This is a genomic window from Corynebacterium sp. UMB9976 (genome assembly GCF_030212265.1).
Lineage (GTDB): Bacteria > Actinomycetota > Actinomycetes > Mycobacteriales > Mycobacteriaceae > Corynebacterium.
In genome coordinates this window covers 1-18,914 of the sequence record NZ_JASODY010000026.1, presented here as the reverse complement: position 1 = coordinate 18,914, position 18,914 = coordinate 1, and the positions used below count along the sequence as shown (strand labels likewise).

Genomic DNA, 18,914 nt, shown 5'->3' with positions numbered 1-18,914 from the left:
CAACCTCGGCATCCAAAAAGGCTGGATCAAATAACCGCAACACGCCCGGAAAAGACACACTTTTCTTTACTTAACCCGCGATGCGCGCAACCTGGAGGCAGAATGGAAAAATCTCCCGGCAGGAAAACCTGCCGGGAGATTATCAGTGGTGGGCCATCAGGGATTCGAACCCCGGACCCACTGATTAAGAGTCAGTTGCTCTAACCAACTGAGCTAATGGCCCATCTGCTGCGAGGTGAACACTGCCTTGCATGTGCTCTCCGTGGCAACGAGATGAAACTATATTAGGCTTTTTAAAACTTGGCAAATCGCCTGGTCATGGCGCAGAAACAGCGGTTTTATAACAGTGTTCTAAAACTTCCCACGTTGTACCTCCGGTTTGTCTGCCTGACCGGCTAAGCTAACCGGGTATTAGAAATTGCCAGCGGACCCGCCACCCACCGCGGTGGCAAAACCCGCGTGAACTGCTGCCGAATGTTTCCATTGCCCGCCCACCGTGTGAGCGGACACCACTGGGGAAGGCTGGAAGCCGGCAGCGCCCTACCTGGGAGCCCATGATGTCCTTTCTTTCGCGAATCGGTCAGCGCCAGGCCGGACGTGCATTGAACCCCCGCCGCGCCATCGTCGGCGCCGTCGCAGCAGCCAGCCTTGTCACGCTCGGCGCGTGCACGATTGACACCGACCGTACGAAGGATGACACCCCGGCTACGGAAGAAGCGCAGGAGAAGAAGGTCGGAATCACCGCCTCCGTGAAGGACGGTGCCGAGGGCGTGAACCCCACCGAGACCGTGACGTTGACCTCCGACAAGGCAATGTCCGACGTCAGCCTGACCGATGGTGCGGGCAATGTCATCGAGGGCAAGCTCAACAAAGACAAGACCGAGTGGCGCAGCACGGGCGGGATGGAATACGGCGCGGCCTACACACTCACGGCGACCAACGGCGAGACGGACCTGAATCAGACCTTCACCACGATCCAGCCCAACGTCCTGACCAACGCTTATCTCGCGCCGCTGGATGGGGCCACGGTGGGTGTGGGGCAGTCCATCGCGCTGAAGCTCGACGCCGTCCCCACAGATCGCAAGGCGGTCCAGGATGCGATCAGCATCAAGACCGAGCCGAAGGTGGAAGGAGCGTTTTACTGGATCAGCAACACTGAGGTCCGCTGGCGCCCGGAGAACTACTGGAAGCCGGGAACCACCGTCACCGTGGATGCGAAGCTGCGCGGTGTGGACCTCGGCGACGGCCTGTACTCCGCAGACAACCGAAAGGCGAAGTTCACCATCGGTGATGACATCCGCGCCGTCGTTGACGATGCCGCGAAGACGATGACCGTGACAAAGAACGGTCAGACGCTGAAGACGATGCCGACGTCCAACGGCCGTGATAACACGCAGTGGGCGACCCCGAACGGCGTCTACCAGATCGGCGACCAGTACGAGGCGCTGACGATGGACTCCAATACCTTCGGCTACTCCGAGGCTGAGGGCGGGTACGTCACGGACGTGTCCTATGCGACCCAGATGAGCTACTCCGGGATCTACATCCACGCAGCCCCATGGTCGGTGTGGGCGCAGGGCAGCCAGAACACCTCGCACGGCTGCATCAACCTGTCCATGGAGAACGCGAACTGGGTGTACCAGAACTTCAAGCGCGGGGACATCGTGACCGTGAAGAACTCCACGGGGCCCACGCTGCCGGGCTACGACGGCCTGGGGGACTGGAACATCGACTGGAAGACCTGGAAGGCCGGTAACGCCGGCGACGGCCCGCAGTACTAAAACGGAGGCTTAGGCACGCCACGCCCGGGCCGCAGCGCGGGCGGTGACAGCGGCCTTGCGGGGTGCGGAAACCCGAATCCGGCCCGCCATGATTTCTTCGACGCTAGCCTGATCCAGCAGCTCGGTGAGCTCGGCGAACAGCGCGTGGGCGGCCGCAACTCCTGCCCGCGCGGTGGCCGGTAGCAGGCCGATGGCGCTCTCCGCCAGGGTGAGATCAGCGCGGATGTCCGCGATATAGTCGGCCTTCTGCTGCGCGGTCAGGGTAGTGGGGGCGGGGGTCTCGCGTGGGGTGGAACTGGTGGCGTTGTTCGTGTGAGACGGATCGCCCGGGCTGGCAGGCTGGTCGGTCATCGCCTCGCCCGAGACGTAGTTCCGGCCCAGCTTCTGGGTGTCCTCGGCCATGTCGCGGAGGAAATTCACTTTCTGAAAAGCCCGCCCCAAGGCCAGCGCTCCCTCGTTGGCCTGGCTGCGGCGCTGCGCGGACCACGGGCGCCCGCGACCGGCGGAGTCCGCAGCGAAGATGGCGTTGCACATCAGTCCAATGACCTCGGCGGAACCGTGGACATAGGAGTCGACGCTCGCGGCGTCGTGAACCGCGACGAGGGTGTCCTGGCGCATCGAGGTGAAGAAGTCCCGCAGGTCGGCGTCCTCGAGCCCGCACTCGTTGGCGGTGCGGGCGAAGGCGTGCAGCACCAGGTCCGTGCTGAAGCCGCGGTCGCAGGCCTGGTACACGGCCTGCTCGTAGGCATCGAGGCAGGCGCGGGTGGCCTCGGCGTTCAGTCCGGCACCGGCGGCGACCCCGTCGACGACCTCGTCTGCCACCCGCACCATGGCGTAGAGGTTGCGCACGTGGGTGCGCACCGGTTCGCGCAGCAGGGAGGAGGCCATCGAAAAGCTGGTGGAATATCCCCTAATGACCTCAGCAGCCGCGCGCTGGGATACGGTGGCGTACTTCTCCGCGGGGCTGGGGTGCGGACGGTGGGGGAGCTTCATGATGGATCTGACTCTAGCCCACCGGGTGCAGCCGACCATCGCCCGCATCTTCTGGGCAGCCCCGCGTAGGCTGGTGGTGCTCCAGCGGGGGCGCTCCCTGCGCTCACGCTAAGGAAAGCGAAGCAAGAAAAAGAGAAAGGGATGAGCAGTCATGGCTGCACAGGTTTACAAGGTTGAGGGCATGAGCTGCGGGCACTGCGAGGCCGCGGTGACCGAGGAGCTCTCCGCGCTGGGTGGGCTCAGCGACATCGCTGTGTCCGCTGAGAAGGGCACCGCCACTTTCGATAACGACGGCACCGTCAGTGAGGAGCAGATCATCGCCGCTATCGACGAGGCTGGCTACGACGCGGCGCGCGCCTAAACCTGCTGGCGCTGTTGCCGGTTCCTCCGGTTCCGCGTGACCAGGTAGGCCACCGAGCCGAGAAACGGAAACACCAGGATCGCGAGGAACCACAGCAGGGCGGCTCGGGGCGTGTTCTGATCCTTAAACAACAGGATCAGCGCAGTTGCTAGCAGGGCGACCCAAGCGACCGCCAGCCCTGCCCACAGGAGGTCATATGCCGGCGGAATCGTGTTATCGCCCTCCATGGGGAGGGAGTCCCCAGCGGCGAGAATAAGCTTCATGACCTCTAACTATAATGCCGCGGGGCCCGAATGCAGGGGTTGAATGCTTAGGGGGGCAGGGGGAGGGTTCGCGCTCGTTTGCGGAAGCTCCCGCAGCAACGAAAAGTCCCCGGCAGGTGAATCCTGCCGGGGACTTTCTCTGGGGTGACTGACGGGACTCGAACCCGCGACACCCAGGATCACAACCTGGTGCTCTACCAGCTGAACTACAGTCACCATCACTGCTCTAAGACAGCGAGAACTATATTAGGCCAGAACCAGAAAAGCGCCAAAACGCCAGCGTGGAAGCCTCAGAACCTGCCGACATCCCGCCGCGCAACCGCGCAACAGTGACCGCGTGGAACGCGGCGTCGTCCTTATGAACGAGCACCGAACGATTTCCCTGGCCTAGGCCCAGGGCTCAACCGCAGCCTCAGCGGCTGCGAGGATCTGCCCCTTATCCGGGCCGGGCGCGTCGACCATGATCGCGTGCCGGTAGAACGCGAGCTCCTGGATCGACTCCTGGATATCAGCCAGAGCGCGGTGGGAAAGCCCCTTCTGCGGCTGGCCCGCGTACACCTTGGGGTACCAGCGGCGCGCGAGCTCCTTGATGCTGGAGACGTCGATCATGCGGTAGTGCAGGAACTCGTCCAGCTTCGGCATGTACTTCGCGATGAAGCGGCGATCCGTGCCGATGGAGTTGCCTGCCAGTGGTGCGGCCCGCTCGACCTCCACGTAACGCTGCACGTACTCCAGCACCTGCTGCTCCGCCTCCGCGAGGGAGAGCGTGGACTCGCGGATCTGCTCCGTCAGCCCCGAGCGGGCGTGCATGTTCTGCACGAAGTCATCCATCTCGGCGAGCTCGTCCTCGGTTGCGTGGATGACCAGGTCGATGCCCTCGTCGAGGGGTCGCAGTTCGGCGTCGGTGACGATCACCGCGATCTCCACCAGGACGTGGCGGTCGGGGTCCAGGCCGGTCATCTCGCAGTCTGCCCAGACGATGCGGTCGTTCTTCGCTACCTGATTAGGGGTGGTCTTGGGGGTGGACACTGTGTTCCTTGGGTTCCTTCGTTCTTGCTTTTAGTTCTGCTGCTTCTTCGCCGCTTCCTCCGCCGCGACCTCGGCGGCCATCTTGCGGTAGAGCTTCGCCATGATCGGCGCGCTCACGCGGCGGGGGACGTAGGTGGACAGGAAGTTCATCGCTTTCGACAGCGGGCCAGGGACGACGCGCAGCTTGTTCGCGGCCAGCGCCTCCAGTGTTTCGATGGCGCAGTCCTCGTAGGTGGTCCAGACGAAGTCCGGCACAGCCCGATCCACGCCGGTCTTCTTCTCTTCCTCCTTGACCTCCTCGCGCACGGGGCCCGGCGCCAGCAGCGTGCACTTGATGCCCTTGGGCTTTAGCTCGTAGTGCAGGGCCTCGGTGTAGGTGTTGACCATGGCCTTGGTGCCCACGTAGGTCGCGTTGCCGGGGATAGCCATGTTTCCGGCGGCAGAGCCGACGTTGACGATGCCGCCCTCGCCGCGGGCCAGCATCCGAGGAAGGACGGCGGCGGTGAGCTCGAATACGGCGGTGGCGTTCAGTTCGAATTGGGCGCGTTCCCCGCCGTAGTCGAGGTCGGTGAAGTCGCCGAAGGTGGCGATGCCGGCGGAGTTGATGAGGATGTTGACGTCCAGGTCTTCGACCTCGGAGATGAGCTCCGCGCGGGCGGCGGCGTCGGAAAGATCGACGGAGCGGATGCGAACGTCCCGGCCGGGCAGCTGCTCGGCGATGGCCTCCATGGGGCCGGTGGATCGGGCAACGAGGATGAGGTCGTGCCCGCGGCGCCCCAGCTCGAGGGCCAGGGCTTCGCCGATGCCGGAGGATGCGCCGGTGACGAGGGCGAAAGTGCCAGCCCGGGGGTGGGGGATGCTGTGCTCGGTGGTCAAGAAGGCTCCTCACGTTGGCGGATGGGTGCGCAGACCTATCGCCTGCGCGGGGTTCTCGCTCACCGCAGCAAGCCACGCGAGTGTGTGCGGGCGGCGAGTGTTAAGAACCGTGCTGCGTCAATCCTAGGCGACCGCTGCCAGCGAGGTAGCCGACTCTTCAAAGCACAAAGCGCCCCCGGCAGGATTCGAACCCGCGACACATGGGGTAGAAACCCACTGCTCTAATCCACTGAGCTACGGAGGCATGCAGCAAGCGTTTTCCCGGCCTCCGGGCGCTGCCACGCACCATAGGTTAGTTGATGCCTGGGGAAATGGTAATCACCAGGTCGGGGGGTATTGTGTGAGACATGTCTGCGCCCGTGAAGAACGCCTCTGCCTCCGCCGAACCGGGGAGCGGTGCACAGAAACTAGGCCCGCCGATTCTCGTCTACATTGCCGCCGCGCTCGTGGCTGGCATCGTTGGTGCGGTCATCAGCGTCGAGTTCTTGGGCGAGTCCCTCGCCGCCCTCGGCGTGCCGGATCCGGGCACCGCGACGACCTTCGGCCTGCCCTTCCTGCGTTCCGCCGCCACCCTGATCGGTTGCATGGGCGTGGGCGGGTTCTTGATGAGCGCGTTCGGCGCCCCGCCGCGGGGGGACGGCTACCTGGATTACGACGGCTACGCCGCAGCCCGTACCGGCCAGTGGGGAATGTTCCTGTGGGCCGTGTGCGCTCTGTTCCTGATTCCGTTGTACATGTCCGATGTTTCGGGCTCGCCGCTGAAGGAAACCCTGAAGCCAGATCTGTGGGGTGTGGCGATTCAGCAGGTCTCCACGGCAAAGGCCTTCCTTGCAGTGGCGATCATCGCTGGCCTGACCTGGTTCTTCTCCCTGCTGACCCGCAAGTGGATCTGGCAGCCGGTCTTCCTGGCCTTGGCGCTGTGCTCGATGATCCCCCTTGCCCTGGATGGGCACTCCGCTTCGGGCGGTAACCACGACTTTGGCGTGAATTCCCTGCTGTGGCACGTGATGGCCACCGCCGTGTGGGTTGGTGGTCTGATGGCCCTGGTCGCGCACGCGAAGCGGCGCGGCCCGCACCTGGCGCTGATCACGAAACGCTATAGCTTCGTGGCCTTCTGGGCTTTCGTCGCGGTGGTTCTCTCCGGCCTGGTGAACGCTGCGATCCGCGTGCGCTTCTCCGAGTGGCTGACCACCGACTACGGCCTGGTGATCACCGCCAAGGCGGTGCTCGGCATCGTCCTGCTGGCGTGCGGCTACCTGCACCGCAAGTCGGTCATCCCGAAGCTGGAGGCCGCCGAGGGGGAGGGCGGCAGCTCCACCGCCGAGGCGCGCAAAGCATTTAGCCGCCTGGCGATCGGCGAGGTCCTGGTCATGGCGGGTGCTATCGGCGTGGCCATCTCTCTGTCCCGCATCCCGCCCCCGCTGCCGCAGCAGATCGAGATCACCACGATGGACATTCTGCTGGGCTTCCGCATCACTGAGCCCCCGAACTACCTGCACATGTTCGGCATGTTCCGCCTGGACTTGGTCTACGGCGTGGGCGCGATCATCCTGCAAGTCCTGTACATGTGGGCCTGGTTCACACTGCGCAAGAAGGGCCAGGAATGGCCACTCAACCGTCTGCTGTGGTGGACCGCCGGCAACGTCTTCCTCCTCTACGCCACCAGCTCCGGGCTGGGCATGTACGCGATGGCGATGTTCTCCCCGCACATGCTGCAGCACATGATCCTGGCCATGCTGGTCCCGATCTGCTGGGCGCTCGGCGGCCCGATGACCCTCTTCCTGCGAGCACTTCCCGCCGCCGGCCGCGACGGGGTGCCGGGGCCGCGCGAGTGGCTGGTGGTATTCATCAATAACCCGATTTCCCGTTTCTGGACCCACCCCATCGTCGCGGGCATCCAGTTCGTCGTGGGCTTCTACTGGCTGTACCTGTCCACGCTCTTCGACTGGATGGGCAGCAACCACTCCGGCCACCTCTTCATGATCGGGCACTTCCTGATCTCGGGTTATATCTACTTCTGGGTGATCATTGGTGTGGACGCCGCCCCGCGCCACATCTCCGCGTTCAACAAGATGCTCGTGCTCTTCGGCTCCGTGGTCTTCCACGCCTGGTTCGGCATCGCCCTGATGCAGATGCGCAGTCCGATGAACGCGGACTTCTACCAGCGCCTGGACTTCCCTTTCGCGGTGGACATCCTCCACGACCAGTGGGTGGGTGGCGCGATCGCCTGGGGCCTGGGCGAGCTGCCGCTGCTGATCGTCTCCATCGCCCACGGTGTGCAGTGGTACCGCTCCGAGGATCGGGAGGCGAAGCGCTACGACCGTCACCAGGACCGCACCGGTGGCCAGGATCTGCAGGCCTATAACGCGATGCTGGCCAGCATGGCCGGCGAGGGCGGGGACTTCGGCGAGAAGGAGTACTACACCGCCGACTACGAGACCGAGTCCGTGCAAAGTCAGCTGCACACCGAGAAGCAGCGCCGCCGCAAGCAGGTCCGCCGCCGCAAGGGGCAGAAGTTCACCGACCTGCCGTCCCCGGAGTACGGCGCGAACATCCCGGGCGCTTATGGCCAGGCCCCGCGGTCGCAGCGCCCGGCCCCGGAGCCCGGCGTTAAGTCCGACGACGCCTCCACCGAGGACGCCGACTAGCCCCGTTACCGCTTCTTTCGAGGACGTCACCAGCCCCGCCTGGTGGCGTCCCTTTTCTTTGTTATTCACCGTGGCCTGCATGGCACGGCGGCGGGGATCTCACGGCGGGTACGGGCCGTCAAGAGCCACGGGTGGAGTTCTGTGGAATTCTCACATGCCGGGAACGCTATCCACAGCCTGAGCCTGCGAATCAGGTGTGCTGGCCGGGGCATTCGGTAAACCAATGGCTACGCACCGCAGCAGAATCCGCGGCGTGGTGCTCAAAGAAGGACCTACCGGCGGGGGAGCTAACTGCCGGTGGGGGACAAGCAATTCACGCGAAGAAGGAGTGGTCCACGATGAGCAGCCAGATGGCAACGATTCACCTCACCGGAAACATGGTGAGCAACCCGGAGATGAAACACCGCACCGAGGACGCAGCGATGGCCGTGTTCCGCATGGCGGTCAACCACCGCTACCAGGACCGCAACGGCCAGTGGGTGGACGGCAGCCCCACCTTCGTCACGGTGCAGTGCTGGGGGAAGCTGGCCCAGAATGTGGTGAGTGATGGCTACAAGGGCATGCCGGTCGTGGTGGTCGGTCGGCTCTACCAGTCCACGTGGACGGCGCAGGATAGCGGGGAGAAGCGCTCCGCGTTGCGGATCCGGGCCAGCCATGTCGGCGCGGACATGGGCCTGCGCCGGGTGACGGTCACACGCGAGGAGCCGGTGGGCAATAAGCAGCAGTCCGATCAAGACGGCGCCGATGCGGCCACGTCGCAGGCCGATGACTCGCCGGCGGAAGACGCGGCTTCGGGAAGCAGCAACGAGGAGCGCGAGCTGGTTGGCGCGGCGGCGCCACCGTTCTAAAAGCAACTTGTGCTTGGGGGGCTGCGGAATCGGGGGATCCGCAGGTAGCGGGGGAGACAACGGCCGGGGCGAAAGGGGGCGCCCCGGCCGTTGGTCTTGCAGTAGGAACTGAATCAGAGAGGGCAGCAGCGGAATCTTGAAATCGGTGCCGAACACGTAGACTATGGGGCAGCGATTTATCGAACTTTTTCTTCAACGGAAAGGCTGAAGTAGTTCACCGTGGGCGAATTTATTTACACGATGAAGAACGTGCGCAAGACGCACGGAGACAAGGTCATCCTCGATGACGTCACGATGATGTTTTACCCGGGCGCCAAGATCGGCGTCGTGGGACCCAATGGCGCCGGCAAGTCCTCGATCCTGAAGATCATGGCCGGCCTGGACCAGCCATCTAACGGTGAGGCTTTCCACGACCCGGGCGCGACCGTGGGCATCCTGCAGCAGGAGCCGCCGCTGAACGAGGAGAAGACGGTCCGCGAGAACGTCGAAGAGGGCCTGGGCGACATCTTCGAGAAGAAGCAGCGCTTCGAGCAGATCGCCGAGGAGATGGCGACCAACTACACCGACGAGCTCATGGAAGAGATGGGCAAGCTCCAGGAGGAGCTCGACGCCGCCGACGCCTGGGAGGTTGACTCCAAGATCGAGCAGGCCATGGAGGCCCTGCGCTGCCCGCCGTCCGACGAGCCGGTGACCAACCTCTCCGGTGGTGAACGCCGCCGCGTGGCCCTGGCGAAGCTGCTGCTCTCTGAGCCGGACCTGCTGTTGCTCGACGAGCCGACTAACCACCTGGACGCCGAGTCCGTCCTGTGGCTGGAGAAGCACCTGGCCGACTACAAGGGTGCCGTCCTGGCCGTGACCCACGACCGTTACTTCCTCGACCACGTCGCAGGCTGGATCTGTGAGGTCGACCGCGGCAAGCTCTACCCCTACGAGGGCAACTACTCCACCTACCTGGAGACCAAGGCTAAGCGCCTCGAGGTCGCGGGTAAGAAGGACGCCAAGCTGCAGAAGCGCCTGAAGGAGGAGCTGGCCTGGGTCCGCTCCGGCGCGAAGGCCCGCCAGGCGAAGAACAAGGCCCGCCTCGAGCGCTACGAGGAGATGGCTGCGGAGGCCGAGCAGTACCGCAAGCTGGACTTCGAGGAGATCCAGATCCCGACCCCGCCGCGCCTGGGCAACCAGGTCGTGGAGGTCAACAACCTCACCAAGGGCTTCGGCGACCGCGTACTGATCAAGGATCTCTCCTTCACCCTGCCTCGCAACGGCATCGTCGGCGTTATCGGCCCGAACGGTGTGGGTAAGACGACGCTGTTCAAGACCATCGTTGGTCTGGAGGAGCCGGACTCCGGCGAGGTCAAGGTCGGTTCCACCGTGCAGCTGAGCTACGTGGACCAGAACCGCGAGAACATCGACCCGGAGAAGACCGTGTGGGAGGTCGTCTCCGACGGCCTGGACTACATCGTCGTCGGCCAGAACGAGATGCCATCCCGCGCGTACCTCTCCGCATTCGGCTTCAAGGGTGCGGACCAGCAGAAGCCGTCCAAGGTGCTCTCCGGTGGTGAGCGCAACCGCCTGAACCTCGCGCTGACGCTGAAGCAGGGCGGCAACCTGATCCTGCTGGATGAGCCCACCAACGACCTCGACGTCGAGACCCTCGGCTCCCTGGAGAACGCGCTGCAGAAGTTCCCGGGCTGCGCCGTCGTGATTTCCCACGACCGCTGGTTCCTGGACCGCACCTGTACCCACATCCTCGCCTGGGAGGGCAACGTTGCTGAGGGCCAGTGGTACTGGTTCGAGGGCAACTTCGAGGACTACGAGAAGAACAAGGTCGAGCGCCTCGGCCCGGAGGCGGCACGTCCGTCCCGCGTCACGCACCGCCGCCTGACCCGCTAAGCGCTTAGCCCGCTAAGCAGGGGCTTTGCTGCTCGCGCTGTACTAGCGTGGGCGGTATGACCCCGCTGCGTTCAATCTCCGATACCCCCATCACCGAGCTGCCTGGCTACCAGCGCAACTTCGCTCCCGGCCGGCTGTCGGTGGGGCTCTCCCTGCCCATCGGGCGCCGCGACAGCGAACGCCCCACGGAGGTAGCCAACCCAGCAGGATCGGGGAGTAGTGCAGATCCCGCCGCCGACCTCGCCGAACAGCTACGCCTGATTCGTCTCGCCGAGGACGGCGGCTTTTCTGCTGTCTGGGCACGCGACATCCCCTTGAGCGTGGAGACCTTCGGCGACGACGGGCAGGTCTACGACCCCTGGATGTGCCTGAGCTACATCGCGGCGCAGACCTCGAGGATTGCGCTGGGAACCGCGGCGATCGTCGTCCCCTTCCAGCACCCCCTGTTGATGGCCAAGCGGGCCGCAAGCCTGGACCGCTTGAGTGGCGGGCGCTTCCTCATGGGTATCGCCACCGGTGACCGCCCGGAAGAGTTCCCCGCATTCAACCAGGAGCAGGGCACCAGGGACGAACGCTTCCGCGAACACCTCGCCGTCTACACCAAGGCACTGCGCACCAGCATGCGACCGATCGGCTGGTCCGAGGGCAAGGTCGGCGGGGCCGAGGTGCTCCCCAAACCCACCGCCCACCACGTGCCCGTTTTGGCCACCGGCTCCTGTCAGCAGAGCCTGGAGTGGAAAGCCGAGCACACCGACGGCTGGTTCATGTACCACAAGGGACTCGCCGTCCAGAAGAAGAACATCGAACAGTGGCGCGCAGCCGTCGTCGACGCGTGCGGGGAAGGGACCTTCAAACCTTTCCTGGAGGCGATGTGGATCGACCTGCACGAGGATCCGGACGCCTCCGCCCAGGGCGGAACCTTCGGCTACCGGCTCGGGCGAAATACCCTGGTCTCTCTGCTGAACTCCCAACGAGAGATCGGGATCAACCACGTCAGCATCAACCTGCTGGGCTCCACAAGCCGGGCCGGCGAGCAGATCGAAGAGATCGCCGAGCACGTGCTACCGAAGGTGACCGGATAGCCCCTGGGAACGCAACGAACGTCCTGCGAAGAGCAGAAACCACCGCCCACAGGAAAAAGAAAGGAAGACCATGCCGAAGAAGATCGCGCCCCGCGTCCTGTCCTGGGCATCCATCCTCGATGAGGGGACCGAACAGCAGGCCATCGACCTGGCCACGCTGGACATCGTCACCCCGCACGTCGCACTCATGCCGGACGCACACTTCGGGATGGGGAGTGCGGTCGGCACCGTCATCCCCACCGCAGGGGCGGTCATCCCCGCAGCGGTCGGCGTGGATATCGGCTGCGGCATGATCGCCGCCCGCACGAAGTACACGGAAGCAGACATCGCCGGCCTCGACCTCGTCGCCCTGCGCGATGAACTGGAACGCGCGATTCCGCTCTCGCCGGGCAACTACAACAAGAAGATCCACCTGGACCACACCGCACGCCGGATCGCGGAGCTGGAGGAGCACGCCAAGCGCGATGGGGTGGACCTGTCCCATTCCCCGAAATGGCGCGAGCAGCTCGGCTCCCTGGGCGGCGGCAACCACTTCATTGAGCTGTGCATCGACGAGCAGGGTCGGGTCTGGTGCTTCCTGCACTCCGGCTCCCGCGGAGTGGGGAACAAGATCGCGCAGAAACACATCCGCATCGCCCAGCAGCAATGCGCCGAGGCGGGCATCGAGCTGCCGCACCGCGACCATGCCTACCTGCGGGAGGGCACCCCGGAATTCGATCAATACATCGCCGAGCTGCACTGGGCGCAGTCCTTCGCCCTGGCCAACCGCGAGGAGATGATGGACCGCTTCGTTGACCAACTGGCCCGCGCGATGGGGGAGCAGGGCGCGACGGGGCAGGGCAACGCTGAAAAAGGCGCGGTGGAAGTCGAGCGCATCAACACCCACCACAATTACACCGAACCCGTGACGATCGACGGGAACACGCTGTGGCTGACCCGGAAGGGGGCGATCAACGCGGAAGCTGGCCGCCCGGGCCTTATCCCCGGCAGCATGGGTGCGCGCTCCTACGTCACCCGCGGCAAGGGAAACCCGCAGGCTTTCTGGTCGGCCCCACACGGCGCCGGCCGGGTGCTCTCGCGCCGGGCTGCGAAGAAGCGCTATACCGCCGAGGATCTTGACCAGCGGATGTCCGGCATCGTCTACCGACCGGGCGCGGCGTGGGTGGACGAGATCCCGGACGCCTATAAGCCCATCGATCAGGTCATGGCGGACGCCCGCGACCTGGTCGAGGTCGTCCACGAGCTGCGCCAGGTGCTGAACCTCAAGGGCACATAGCCTTAGGCGTGTGGTTAGGCTGGTGGCCATGAGTGTGCAGCTGCGAATGGTGAACAAGGCCCCGCGCTCCGTGGCGCGTCGAATCGCAAGTGTGGCGGAGCGGGTGCTGAGCATGGACCCCGAGGCGCTCGCTCGGCTGCGCCCATTGCCGGATGGCTTGGACATTTTCTTCTCCACCCCACTTGGTTGCGCTCTCAGCCAGCGCTTGCCCGGGGCGGTGCTGGACGGACAGGACGACGACGCCGACTCGACCGTCGTGCGGGCAGCAGCAGTGAAGGATGCGCTGCAGCAGTGGGCGGGCTCCGCGGGCACCGATGGCGGGCCAGGTGAGTCCGACGCCACCTTCGATCTGGGCACCAGCGTGGACATGATGTGGCTGGGCGCCCTGCCACCCGTCAGCGGTTTCCAGCTGGTGGATTGGGTGCCCGCCGAGGTGCTGCGGGAGGTTTACCGCGAGATGGAGGAGGAGCACGAGCTGCGCGGCGGACCCGCGGGGCTAGCCCCTTCGATGCTGGACCAGGAGCTGGTGGAGGTCACCAGCGAGGCTGGGCAGGGCTCTTCCGGGGAGGCCTCGAATGGAGATCCGGCCGGGGGAGCAACACCCCAGCTGGTGAACATCACCGGCCGGATGGTCGCCACGGCCGGAGCGACGGGCGTCATCAACCCACCGCCAGCCGCGCTGCAGGAGAAGTACCCAGGGCGCCAACTCGACGTGGTGCGGGTGGCCGCCACCGGATCCTGGATCCGGCTGGACGGGGTCTTCGGCACCCTCTATGCGCCGCGACCCGGGGGACTGGCGCGTCTGCCTTAGGCGTCCCAGGAGCGGCCGGAGCGCATGGTCGGCTCGTTGACCAGCATCTGCGCTACACGCTCCATGTGATCCCACATTGCGGCTCGGTGCTCGGCCGGCAGGGTCTCTTCGTCCACGGTCTCCATGGCATTAGCCATGAGCTCCAGCCAGCGGTCGCGAGCCGCCTCGTCGATGTGGAACTGGGCGTGGCGCATCCGCAGGCGGGGGTGGCCGCGCTTCTCGTTGAAGGTCTCCGGCCCGCCCCAGTACTGCGCGAGGAACCAGCGCAGCCGGTCCTCAGCACCCGCCATGTCGTCGGCTGGGTACATCGGGCCCAGGATGTCGTCGTGCTTCACCTGCTTATAAAACTCGGACACGATGGTGCGGAAGGTTTCCTCGCCCCCAACTGCATCATAAAAAGTGCCCATTGCTCCTCAACTTTTCCTCTCTGGGGTGCCTGCCATTCGGGCCACCCATCGGTGCACGCGAACGGGGCCGGAGCCCCCGCCGCGGCTGGTTCTTTCCTCCCGAGACTAGCGTTTTCCCGGCTGTTGTCGCGGGCAGTCTAGTCTCGAGCTGGCTCCGGCACCACGTCTTAAGCCACTACTCGGCGGCGTCGAAGGCCTGGGCGGTCTTGGCGCGAGCCACCCGGTCGCGGCCCTCTCGCAGGGTGCGGCGCAATCCGGCCGGGGTATCCGCAGCCTCGATCAGCTCCGCGACCTGGCGGTCCGTCTCCTCGCTGAGGTCCCAGGCCGGGTAGATGCCGGAGAGGGTTCGCAGCGCCATCTCCGGGCTGAGCTCCTCCCACAGGCGGGCGGCATTGGCCACGTAGCTAGGGCCAAAGGGCTGCAGCAGCTCGCCCTGACCCACCCGGGTCAGCCCCGCCATGCGGTGGCGCAGCGCGAGGTTGGAAAGCTGCGGTCCACGCTGCGTGATCTCCTCCCACACCGCGGCCTTGACCTCGGCGGTTGGGACAGCCGAGCGTGCCTCCAGCGCCAGCATCGCACCGGAGGAGGATGCATCGCGGGTCTCCTCCTCGGCGATTCGCGCGTCCACCTGCTCTTCGGATTCCCCGCTTTCGTCCTGGCTGGCCGCCAGGGCGATGAGGAACTGCCAGCGCAGGTCCTGGTCGATCTCCAGCCCCGGCGCATAGTTCGCCGCGTCTCCGCCGAGCAGCTCCTGCAAGATCTGGGCGGACTCGGCGCTGTGGACGCTGTGTGCAAACGCGCGGGCGAAGGCCAGCTGCGCCTGGCCAGTGGTTTCCTTCATGCCGCGCAGGAAGGCCTCGCGCAGCAGTTCCCAGCCCTGCTCGCGCCACTGCGGGGCAGCGTAGGTGCTCACCGCCACCCGGGACTGCGCGAGAACCTGCTCCAGCACCGCCATCTCGGTTTCCGCGACGGCGCCGCGCGCAACGAGCGCCACGAAGTCGCGGGCGCGCATCTGCGCATTTCGGGTCATGTTCCAGGCCGCGGACCAGATCAGGGAGCGCGGCATCGGGTCAGCGATCGCGGTGATGTTTTCGGTCGCCACCTTGAGGGAATCTGCGTCCAGCTCGATGAAGGCGTAGCTCAGGTCGTCGTCGTTGACGATGACGAGCTCACCTGCCGGGGTGCCGTCCAGTTCTGGGATCGCGGTGGTCGGCCCAGCGACGTCGGCGTCCACGCGGGTGATGCGGCTGAGCTGCTCGTCGTCGTCGGTGCGGTAGATGCCGATGCCGATGCGGTGGGTACGGGTTTCGCCCGCCCCCGGGGCCGCCCCGCTCTGCTCGACGGCGAAGTTCCGGTAGGCGCCATCGAGGACGTCGAAGCTGGCCTTGAGCGTGTTGATGCCGGTGGTCTTCAACCACTGATCCGCCCAGTCCGACAGGTCCCGGCCGCTGGAGCGCTCCAGCGCGGAGAGCAGGTCGTCGAAGGTGGCGTTTTCCCAGGCGTGTGCCGCGAAGTGGGTGCGCACCCCGGCGAAGAAGGCCTCCAGACCCACGTAGGCGGCGAGCTGCTTGAGCACGCTTGCGCCCTTGGCGTAGGTGATGCCGTCGAAGTTGGCGTCCACGGTGACGATATCGGAGGCGTCGGTGAACACCGGGTGGGTGGTGGAGAGCTGGTCCTGAGCATAGGCCCAGGCCTTTTCTTTATTGCCGAAGGTCACCCAGGCGGTGTCGAAGCGGGTGGCATTGGCCTGGCTCATGGCAGCGGACCAGGTGGCGAAGGACTCGTTGAGCCACAGGTCATCCCACCAGGTCATCGTCACCAGGTCGCCGAACCACATGTGCGCCAGCTCGTGGAGGATCGTGTCCGCACGGCGCTCGTACTCATAGTGGCTGGCCGCGGACCGGAAGACGTACTCGTCGCGGATCGTCACCACGCCTGCGTTCTCCATCGCGCCCATGTTGTACTCCGGGCAGAACACCTGGTCGTACTTGTAGAAGGGATAAGCGATGCCGAAGTGCTCGGAGTAGTAATCGAAGCCCTGCTTCGTGACGGTGAACAGCTCCTCGGCGTCCAGGTGCTCAGCCAGGGACTGGCGGCAGTACAGACCCAGCGGAACGGTCTGGGAACCGCTGTTCTGGATCTCGCCGCGGGTGCGCGCTGCCGTCAGAGCATCGTCGGAGGTCTCCGGGTGGGCGGTGATCTCGCCGCGCCACTCGTCGGTGACTTCGTGCCACGGACCAACGCAGAAGGCGATCAGGTAGGTGGACAGCAGGTAGTCCACCTCCGCGCGGTGGAGCACTGTGTCACCCTCGGCTTCGGTGGAGACGACGTTATTGGTGACGACGCGCCACGGCTGCGGGGTACGCACGCTCAGCGAGTAGGTGGCCTTGATATCCGGCTGGTCGAAGCAGGCGAAGACACGCTTCGCGTCGGCGGTCTCGAACTGGGAGTAGAGGTAAATATTGCCGTCCGCAGGGTCCTGGAAGCGGTGCAGACCCTCGCCCGTGACGGAATAATCGCCCAGCGCGTCCACCACCAGCTGGTGCTCGCCCTCAGCAAGATCAGCAAGGACGATGCCCGCGGTGGCGTCGTAGTCGCCGGTACCGATGGCCTGCTCGGTGATGTCCTTCCCATCGAGGTGGACGGAGTTCACCTCGCGCGCCCGGAAATCCACGAAGGTGGAGCCAGCGCCAGAGCGGAAGTAGATCGTGGTGCGGCTCGGGAACTGCTCGCGCTGCATATCCTCGCCGGCAGAAAGGTCCAGCTCCACGGTGTAGTGGACATCGGAGATCAGCTCGGCGCGGGCCTGAGCTTCGGTCTGAGTGAGATTCGTTGAGGTCATGCGCTCCACCCTACGCGCGGGCCCGGACACGGATTTCCGCTCCTTGCACCCGAGGGCGTCGTCGTTAAGAAAACGTGGAGTCCGGCGAGATGTATACAGTGGCGGGAAGAACAGAAGAAGAAAAGGAAAGGAGCCCGCCGTGGCCACCACGAACGAGCTGAACATGTACTTCGACGTCACCTGCCCCTTCGCCTGGGTGACCAGCCGCTGGCTGCTGGAGGTGGAAAAGGTCCGCGACGTGAAGGTGAACTTCATCCCGATGAGCCTGTCCGTCCTCAACGACGGCCGCGACCTCGACCCCGCCTACATGGACCGCATGGAGGCAGCCTGGGCACCGGCGCTGGCCGCTGCTGCGATCTACACCAAGCACCCGGATCAGATCGCCGATTACTACACCCTGATGGGCGAGGCCATCCACAACGAGAACCGCGGCGAGCGGGATTACATCGGTTGCTACGACGACCTGATCGCCGAGGTCGTTGAGAAGCTCGACCTGCCGGAGGGCTTCATCGACCGCATCGGGCTGCGCCCTCACGCCGAGAACGCATTCCTCGACGAATTGAAGGAGACCCACCGGCACGGAATCTCCCTGGTTGGCGACGAGGTCGGCACCCCGATCGTGGACATCGACGGCCGCGGCTTCTTCGGTCCTGTGCTGACCCGCGTGCCGAAGGGGGATCAGGCAGGCGAGCTTTTCGACGCCTCCGTCACCCTGGGCAGCTACCCGCACTTCTTCGAGCTCAAGCGGACCCGCACGGAGGATCCGAGCGCCACGGAGACTGCGGTAGGCTAAAGATCATGCGAATTTATCTTGGTGCCGATCACGCCGGTTTTGACATGAAAAACCTCATCGCAGACCACCTCAAGGCCGCTGGCCACGAGGTGATTGACTGCGGTGCACACACCTACGACGCGAACGACGACTACCCGGCTTTCTGCATCGAGGCAGCCCGCCGGGTCGTTGCCGACGAGGGCTCCCTGGGCATCGTCCTGGGCGGTTCCGGCAACGGCGAGCAGATCGCCGCGAACAAGGTGCCGGGCGCACGCTGCGCGCTGGCCTGGTCCGTGGAGACCGCGAAGCTCGCCCGCGAGCACAACAATGCCCAGCTCATCGGCCTGGGCGGCCGGATGCACTCCGAGGAGGAGGCGCTGGCCATCGTGGACGCCTTCATCGCCCAGGAGTGGAGCGAGGCGGAGCGCCACAAGCGTCGTATCGACATCCTCGCTGAGTACGAGAAGACCGGTGAGGCTCCGGCTCTCCCGGAGGCCTAAACTCCACGGCTCACCCCGGTGGCGCCGGTTGGGTAGTTGACCGCGCCATCGTGTAGGGTGTCTATCCACAGCAAGCTTCGTGCTCACGCCGGGCCGGCATGATGCGAAGATTGCTTTCTGGGAACGTCGTATAGTGGCTAATACCTCAGCCTTCCAAGCTGAAGACGCGGGTTCGATTCCCGTCGTTCCCTCCACTCTGACCAGCGGTTATAGCGGGGGATTCCAGACTGCACACAGCGGTTTGGACTTTCCCCAGGGCTAACGTATGGTTAGAGCGCACGCAACGCGAGCTTAGGTTCGCGAAAGTGTGGCCGGGGCATGGCGCAGTTTGGTAGCGCACTCGCTTTGGGAGCGAGGGGTCGCAGGTTCAAATCCTGTTGCCCCGACGGCAAAGGTTCACCCCTAGTCTTCGGACTAGGGGTTTTCTTGTGTTTAGGCTCGTCAAGCGGGGTTAAGTAAGGGTTAAGTAAAGAAAAGTGTGTCTTTTCCGGGCGTGTTGCGGTTATTTGATCCAGCCTTTTTGGATGCCGAGGTT

Annotated in this window: 16 protein-coding genes and 5 tRNA genes; 12 read left to right on the top strand and 9 right to left on the bottom strand. The window is 64.9% G+C overall.

Features of this window, described 5'->3' with window-relative positions; translation table 11 throughout:
* Nucleotides 1-146: 146 nt before the first annotated feature.
* Nucleotides 147-223: transfer RNA gene (locus tag QP140_RS09035), tRNA-Lys, on the bottom strand.
* Between the two features lie 334 nt (nucleotides 224-557).
* Between QP140_RS09035 and QP140_RS09030 the strand changes: the two genes are divergently transcribed.
* Nucleotides 558-1,781, top strand: coding sequence for a L,D-transpeptidase (locus QP140_RS09030; RefSeq protein WP_284759306.1), 1,224 nt, complete (start codon nucleotides 558-560; stop codon nucleotides 1,779-1,781).
* A 9-nt stretch (nucleotides 1,782-1,790) separates the two neighbouring features.
* Here the strand turns inward: QP140_RS09030 and QP140_RS09025 are convergent, their stop codons facing one another.
* The gene (locus tag QP140_RS09025) at nucleotides 1,791-2,774 is read right to left on the bottom strand and encodes a phytoene/squalene synthase family protein (protein ID WP_284759302.1); all 984 of its coding nucleotides are present in this window, start codon (nucleotides 2,772-2,774) and stop codon (nucleotides 1,791-1,793) included.
* A 151-nt stretch (nucleotides 2,775-2,925) separates the two neighbouring features.
* On the opposite strand from QP140_RS09025, the gene QP140_RS09020 reads away from it, so the two are divergent.
* The gene (locus tag QP140_RS09020) at nucleotides 2,926-3,135 is read left to right on the top strand and encodes a heavy-metal-associated domain-containing protein (RefSeq protein ID WP_012360645.1); all 210 of its coding nucleotides are present in this window, start codon (nucleotides 2,926-2,928) and stop codon (nucleotides 3,133-3,135) included.
* Here QP140_RS09020 and QP140_RS09015 read toward each other — a convergent pair.
* The 5 genes from QP140_RS09015 to QP140_RS08995 form a co-directional block, all read right to left on the bottom strand.
* On the bottom strand, nucleotides 3,132-3,398 hold the full coding sequence (locus QP140_RS09015; protein WP_070758801.1) for a PLDc N-terminal domain-containing protein: 267 nt from the start codon (nucleotides 3,396-3,398) through the stop codon (nucleotides 3,132-3,134). The two genes, QP140_RS09020 and QP140_RS09015, sit on opposite strands and share 4 nt — an antisense overlap.
* Nucleotides 3,399-3,538: 140 nt before the next feature.
* Nucleotides 3,539-3,614 (bottom strand) — tRNA-His (locus QP140_RS09010).
* Between the two features lie 171 nt (nucleotides 3,615-3,785).
* Nucleotides 3,786-4,427 (bottom strand): oligoribonuclease, encoded by a 642-nt coding sequence (gene orn / locus QP140_RS09005; RefSeq protein ID WP_284759300.1) that lies wholly within the window; start codon nucleotides 4,425-4,427, stop codon nucleotides 3,786-3,788.
* 30 nt (nucleotides 4,428-4,457) lie between these two features.
* Nucleotides 4,458-5,303 carry a mycolate reductase gene (cmrA, locus tag QP140_RS09000; protein ID WP_284759299.1) on the bottom strand — a complete coding sequence of 282 codons (846 nt, stop codon included), beginning with the start codon at nucleotides 5,301-5,303 and terminating at the stop codon, nucleotides 4,458-4,460.
* A 170-nt stretch (nucleotides 5,304-5,473) separates the two neighbouring features.
* Nucleotides 5,474-5,547 (bottom strand) — tRNA-Arg (locus tag QP140_RS08995).
* A 103-nt stretch (nucleotides 5,548-5,650) separates the two neighbouring features.
* On the opposite strand from QP140_RS08995, the gene QP140_RS08990 reads away from it, so the two are divergent.
* The 6 genes from QP140_RS08990 to QP140_RS08965 all read left to right on the top strand — a co-directional run bounded on the left by QP140_RS08990 (nucleotide 5,651) and on the right by QP140_RS08965 (nucleotide 13,858).
* On the top strand, nucleotides 5,651-7,951 hold the full coding sequence (locus tag QP140_RS08990; protein ID WP_284759298.1) for a bifunctional copper resistance protein CopD/cytochrome c oxidase assembly protein: 2,301 nt from the start codon (nucleotides 5,651-5,653) through the stop codon (nucleotides 7,949-7,951).
* A 338-nt stretch (nucleotides 7,952-8,289) separates the two neighbouring features.
* Nucleotides 8,290-8,799 (top strand): single-stranded DNA-binding protein, encoded by a 510-nt coding sequence (locus QP140_RS08985; protein ID WP_284759297.1) that lies wholly within the window; start codon nucleotides 8,290-8,292, stop codon nucleotides 8,797-8,799.
* A gap of 219 nt (nucleotides 8,800-9,018) precedes the next feature.
* Nucleotides 9,019-10,689, top strand: a complete 1,671-nt coding sequence (gene ettA / locus QP140_RS08980; protein ID WP_070758674.1) for an energy-dependent translational throttle protein EttA — start codon at nucleotides 9,019-9,021, stop codon at nucleotides 10,687-10,689.
* Between the two features lie 56 nt (nucleotides 10,690-10,745).
* Nucleotides 10,746-11,771 (top strand): LLM class oxidoreductase, encoded by a 1,026-nt coding sequence (locus QP140_RS08975; protein ID WP_284759296.1) that lies wholly within the window; start codon nucleotides 10,746-10,748, stop codon nucleotides 11,769-11,771.
* A gap of 70 nt (nucleotides 11,772-11,841) precedes the next feature.
* Nucleotides 11,842-13,047, top strand: coding sequence for an RtcB family protein (locus tag QP140_RS08970; protein ID WP_284759295.1), 1,206 nt, complete (start codon nucleotides 11,842-11,844; stop codon nucleotides 13,045-13,047).
* A 28-nt stretch (nucleotides 13,048-13,075) separates the two neighbouring features.
* Nucleotides 13,076-13,858, top strand: coding sequence for a hypothetical protein (locus tag QP140_RS08965; RefSeq protein ID WP_284759293.1), 783 nt, complete (start codon nucleotides 13,076-13,078; stop codon nucleotides 13,856-13,858).
* Here QP140_RS08965 and QP140_RS08960 read toward each other — a convergent pair.
* Entirely contained in the window at nucleotides 13,855-14,265 is a 411-nt protein-coding gene (locus QP140_RS08960; RefSeq protein WP_284759291.1) for a globin, read from the bottom strand. The genes QP140_RS08965 and QP140_RS08960 overlap by 4 nt on opposite strands.
* Nucleotides 14,266-14,440: 175 nt before the next feature.
* Complete coding sequence (gene pepN, locus QP140_RS08955; protein WP_284759290.1) at nucleotides 14,441-17,107, bottom strand: aminopeptidase N; 2,667 nt, start codon at nucleotides 17,105-17,107, stop codon at nucleotides 14,441-14,443.
* A gap of 139 nt (nucleotides 17,108-17,246) precedes the next feature.
* Between pepN and QP140_RS08950 the strand changes: the two genes are divergently transcribed.
* The 4 genes from QP140_RS08950 (at nucleotide 17,247) to QP140_RS08935 (ending at nucleotide 18,765) form a co-directional block, all read left to right on the top strand.
* The gene (locus QP140_RS08950) at nucleotides 17,247-17,900 is read left to right on the top strand and encodes a mycothiol-dependent nitroreductase Rv2466c family protein (RefSeq protein ID WP_442875034.1); all 654 of its coding nucleotides are present in this window, start codon (nucleotides 17,247-17,249) and stop codon (nucleotides 17,898-17,900) included.
* Nucleotides 17,901-17,905: 5 nt separating this feature from the next.
* On the top strand, nucleotides 17,906-18,379 hold the full coding sequence (locus QP140_RS08945) for a ribose-5-phosphate isomerase (protein ID WP_284759288.1): 474 nt from the start codon (nucleotides 17,906-17,908) through the stop codon (nucleotides 18,377-18,379).
* A 119-nt stretch (nucleotides 18,380-18,498) separates the two neighbouring features.
* Nucleotides 18,499-18,573, top strand: a tRNA-Gly gene (locus QP140_RS08940).
* A 118-nt stretch (nucleotides 18,574-18,691) separates the two neighbouring features.
* Nucleotides 18,692-18,765, top strand: a tRNA-Pro gene (locus tag QP140_RS08935).
* Nucleotides 18,766-18,914 lie beyond the last annotated feature (149 nt).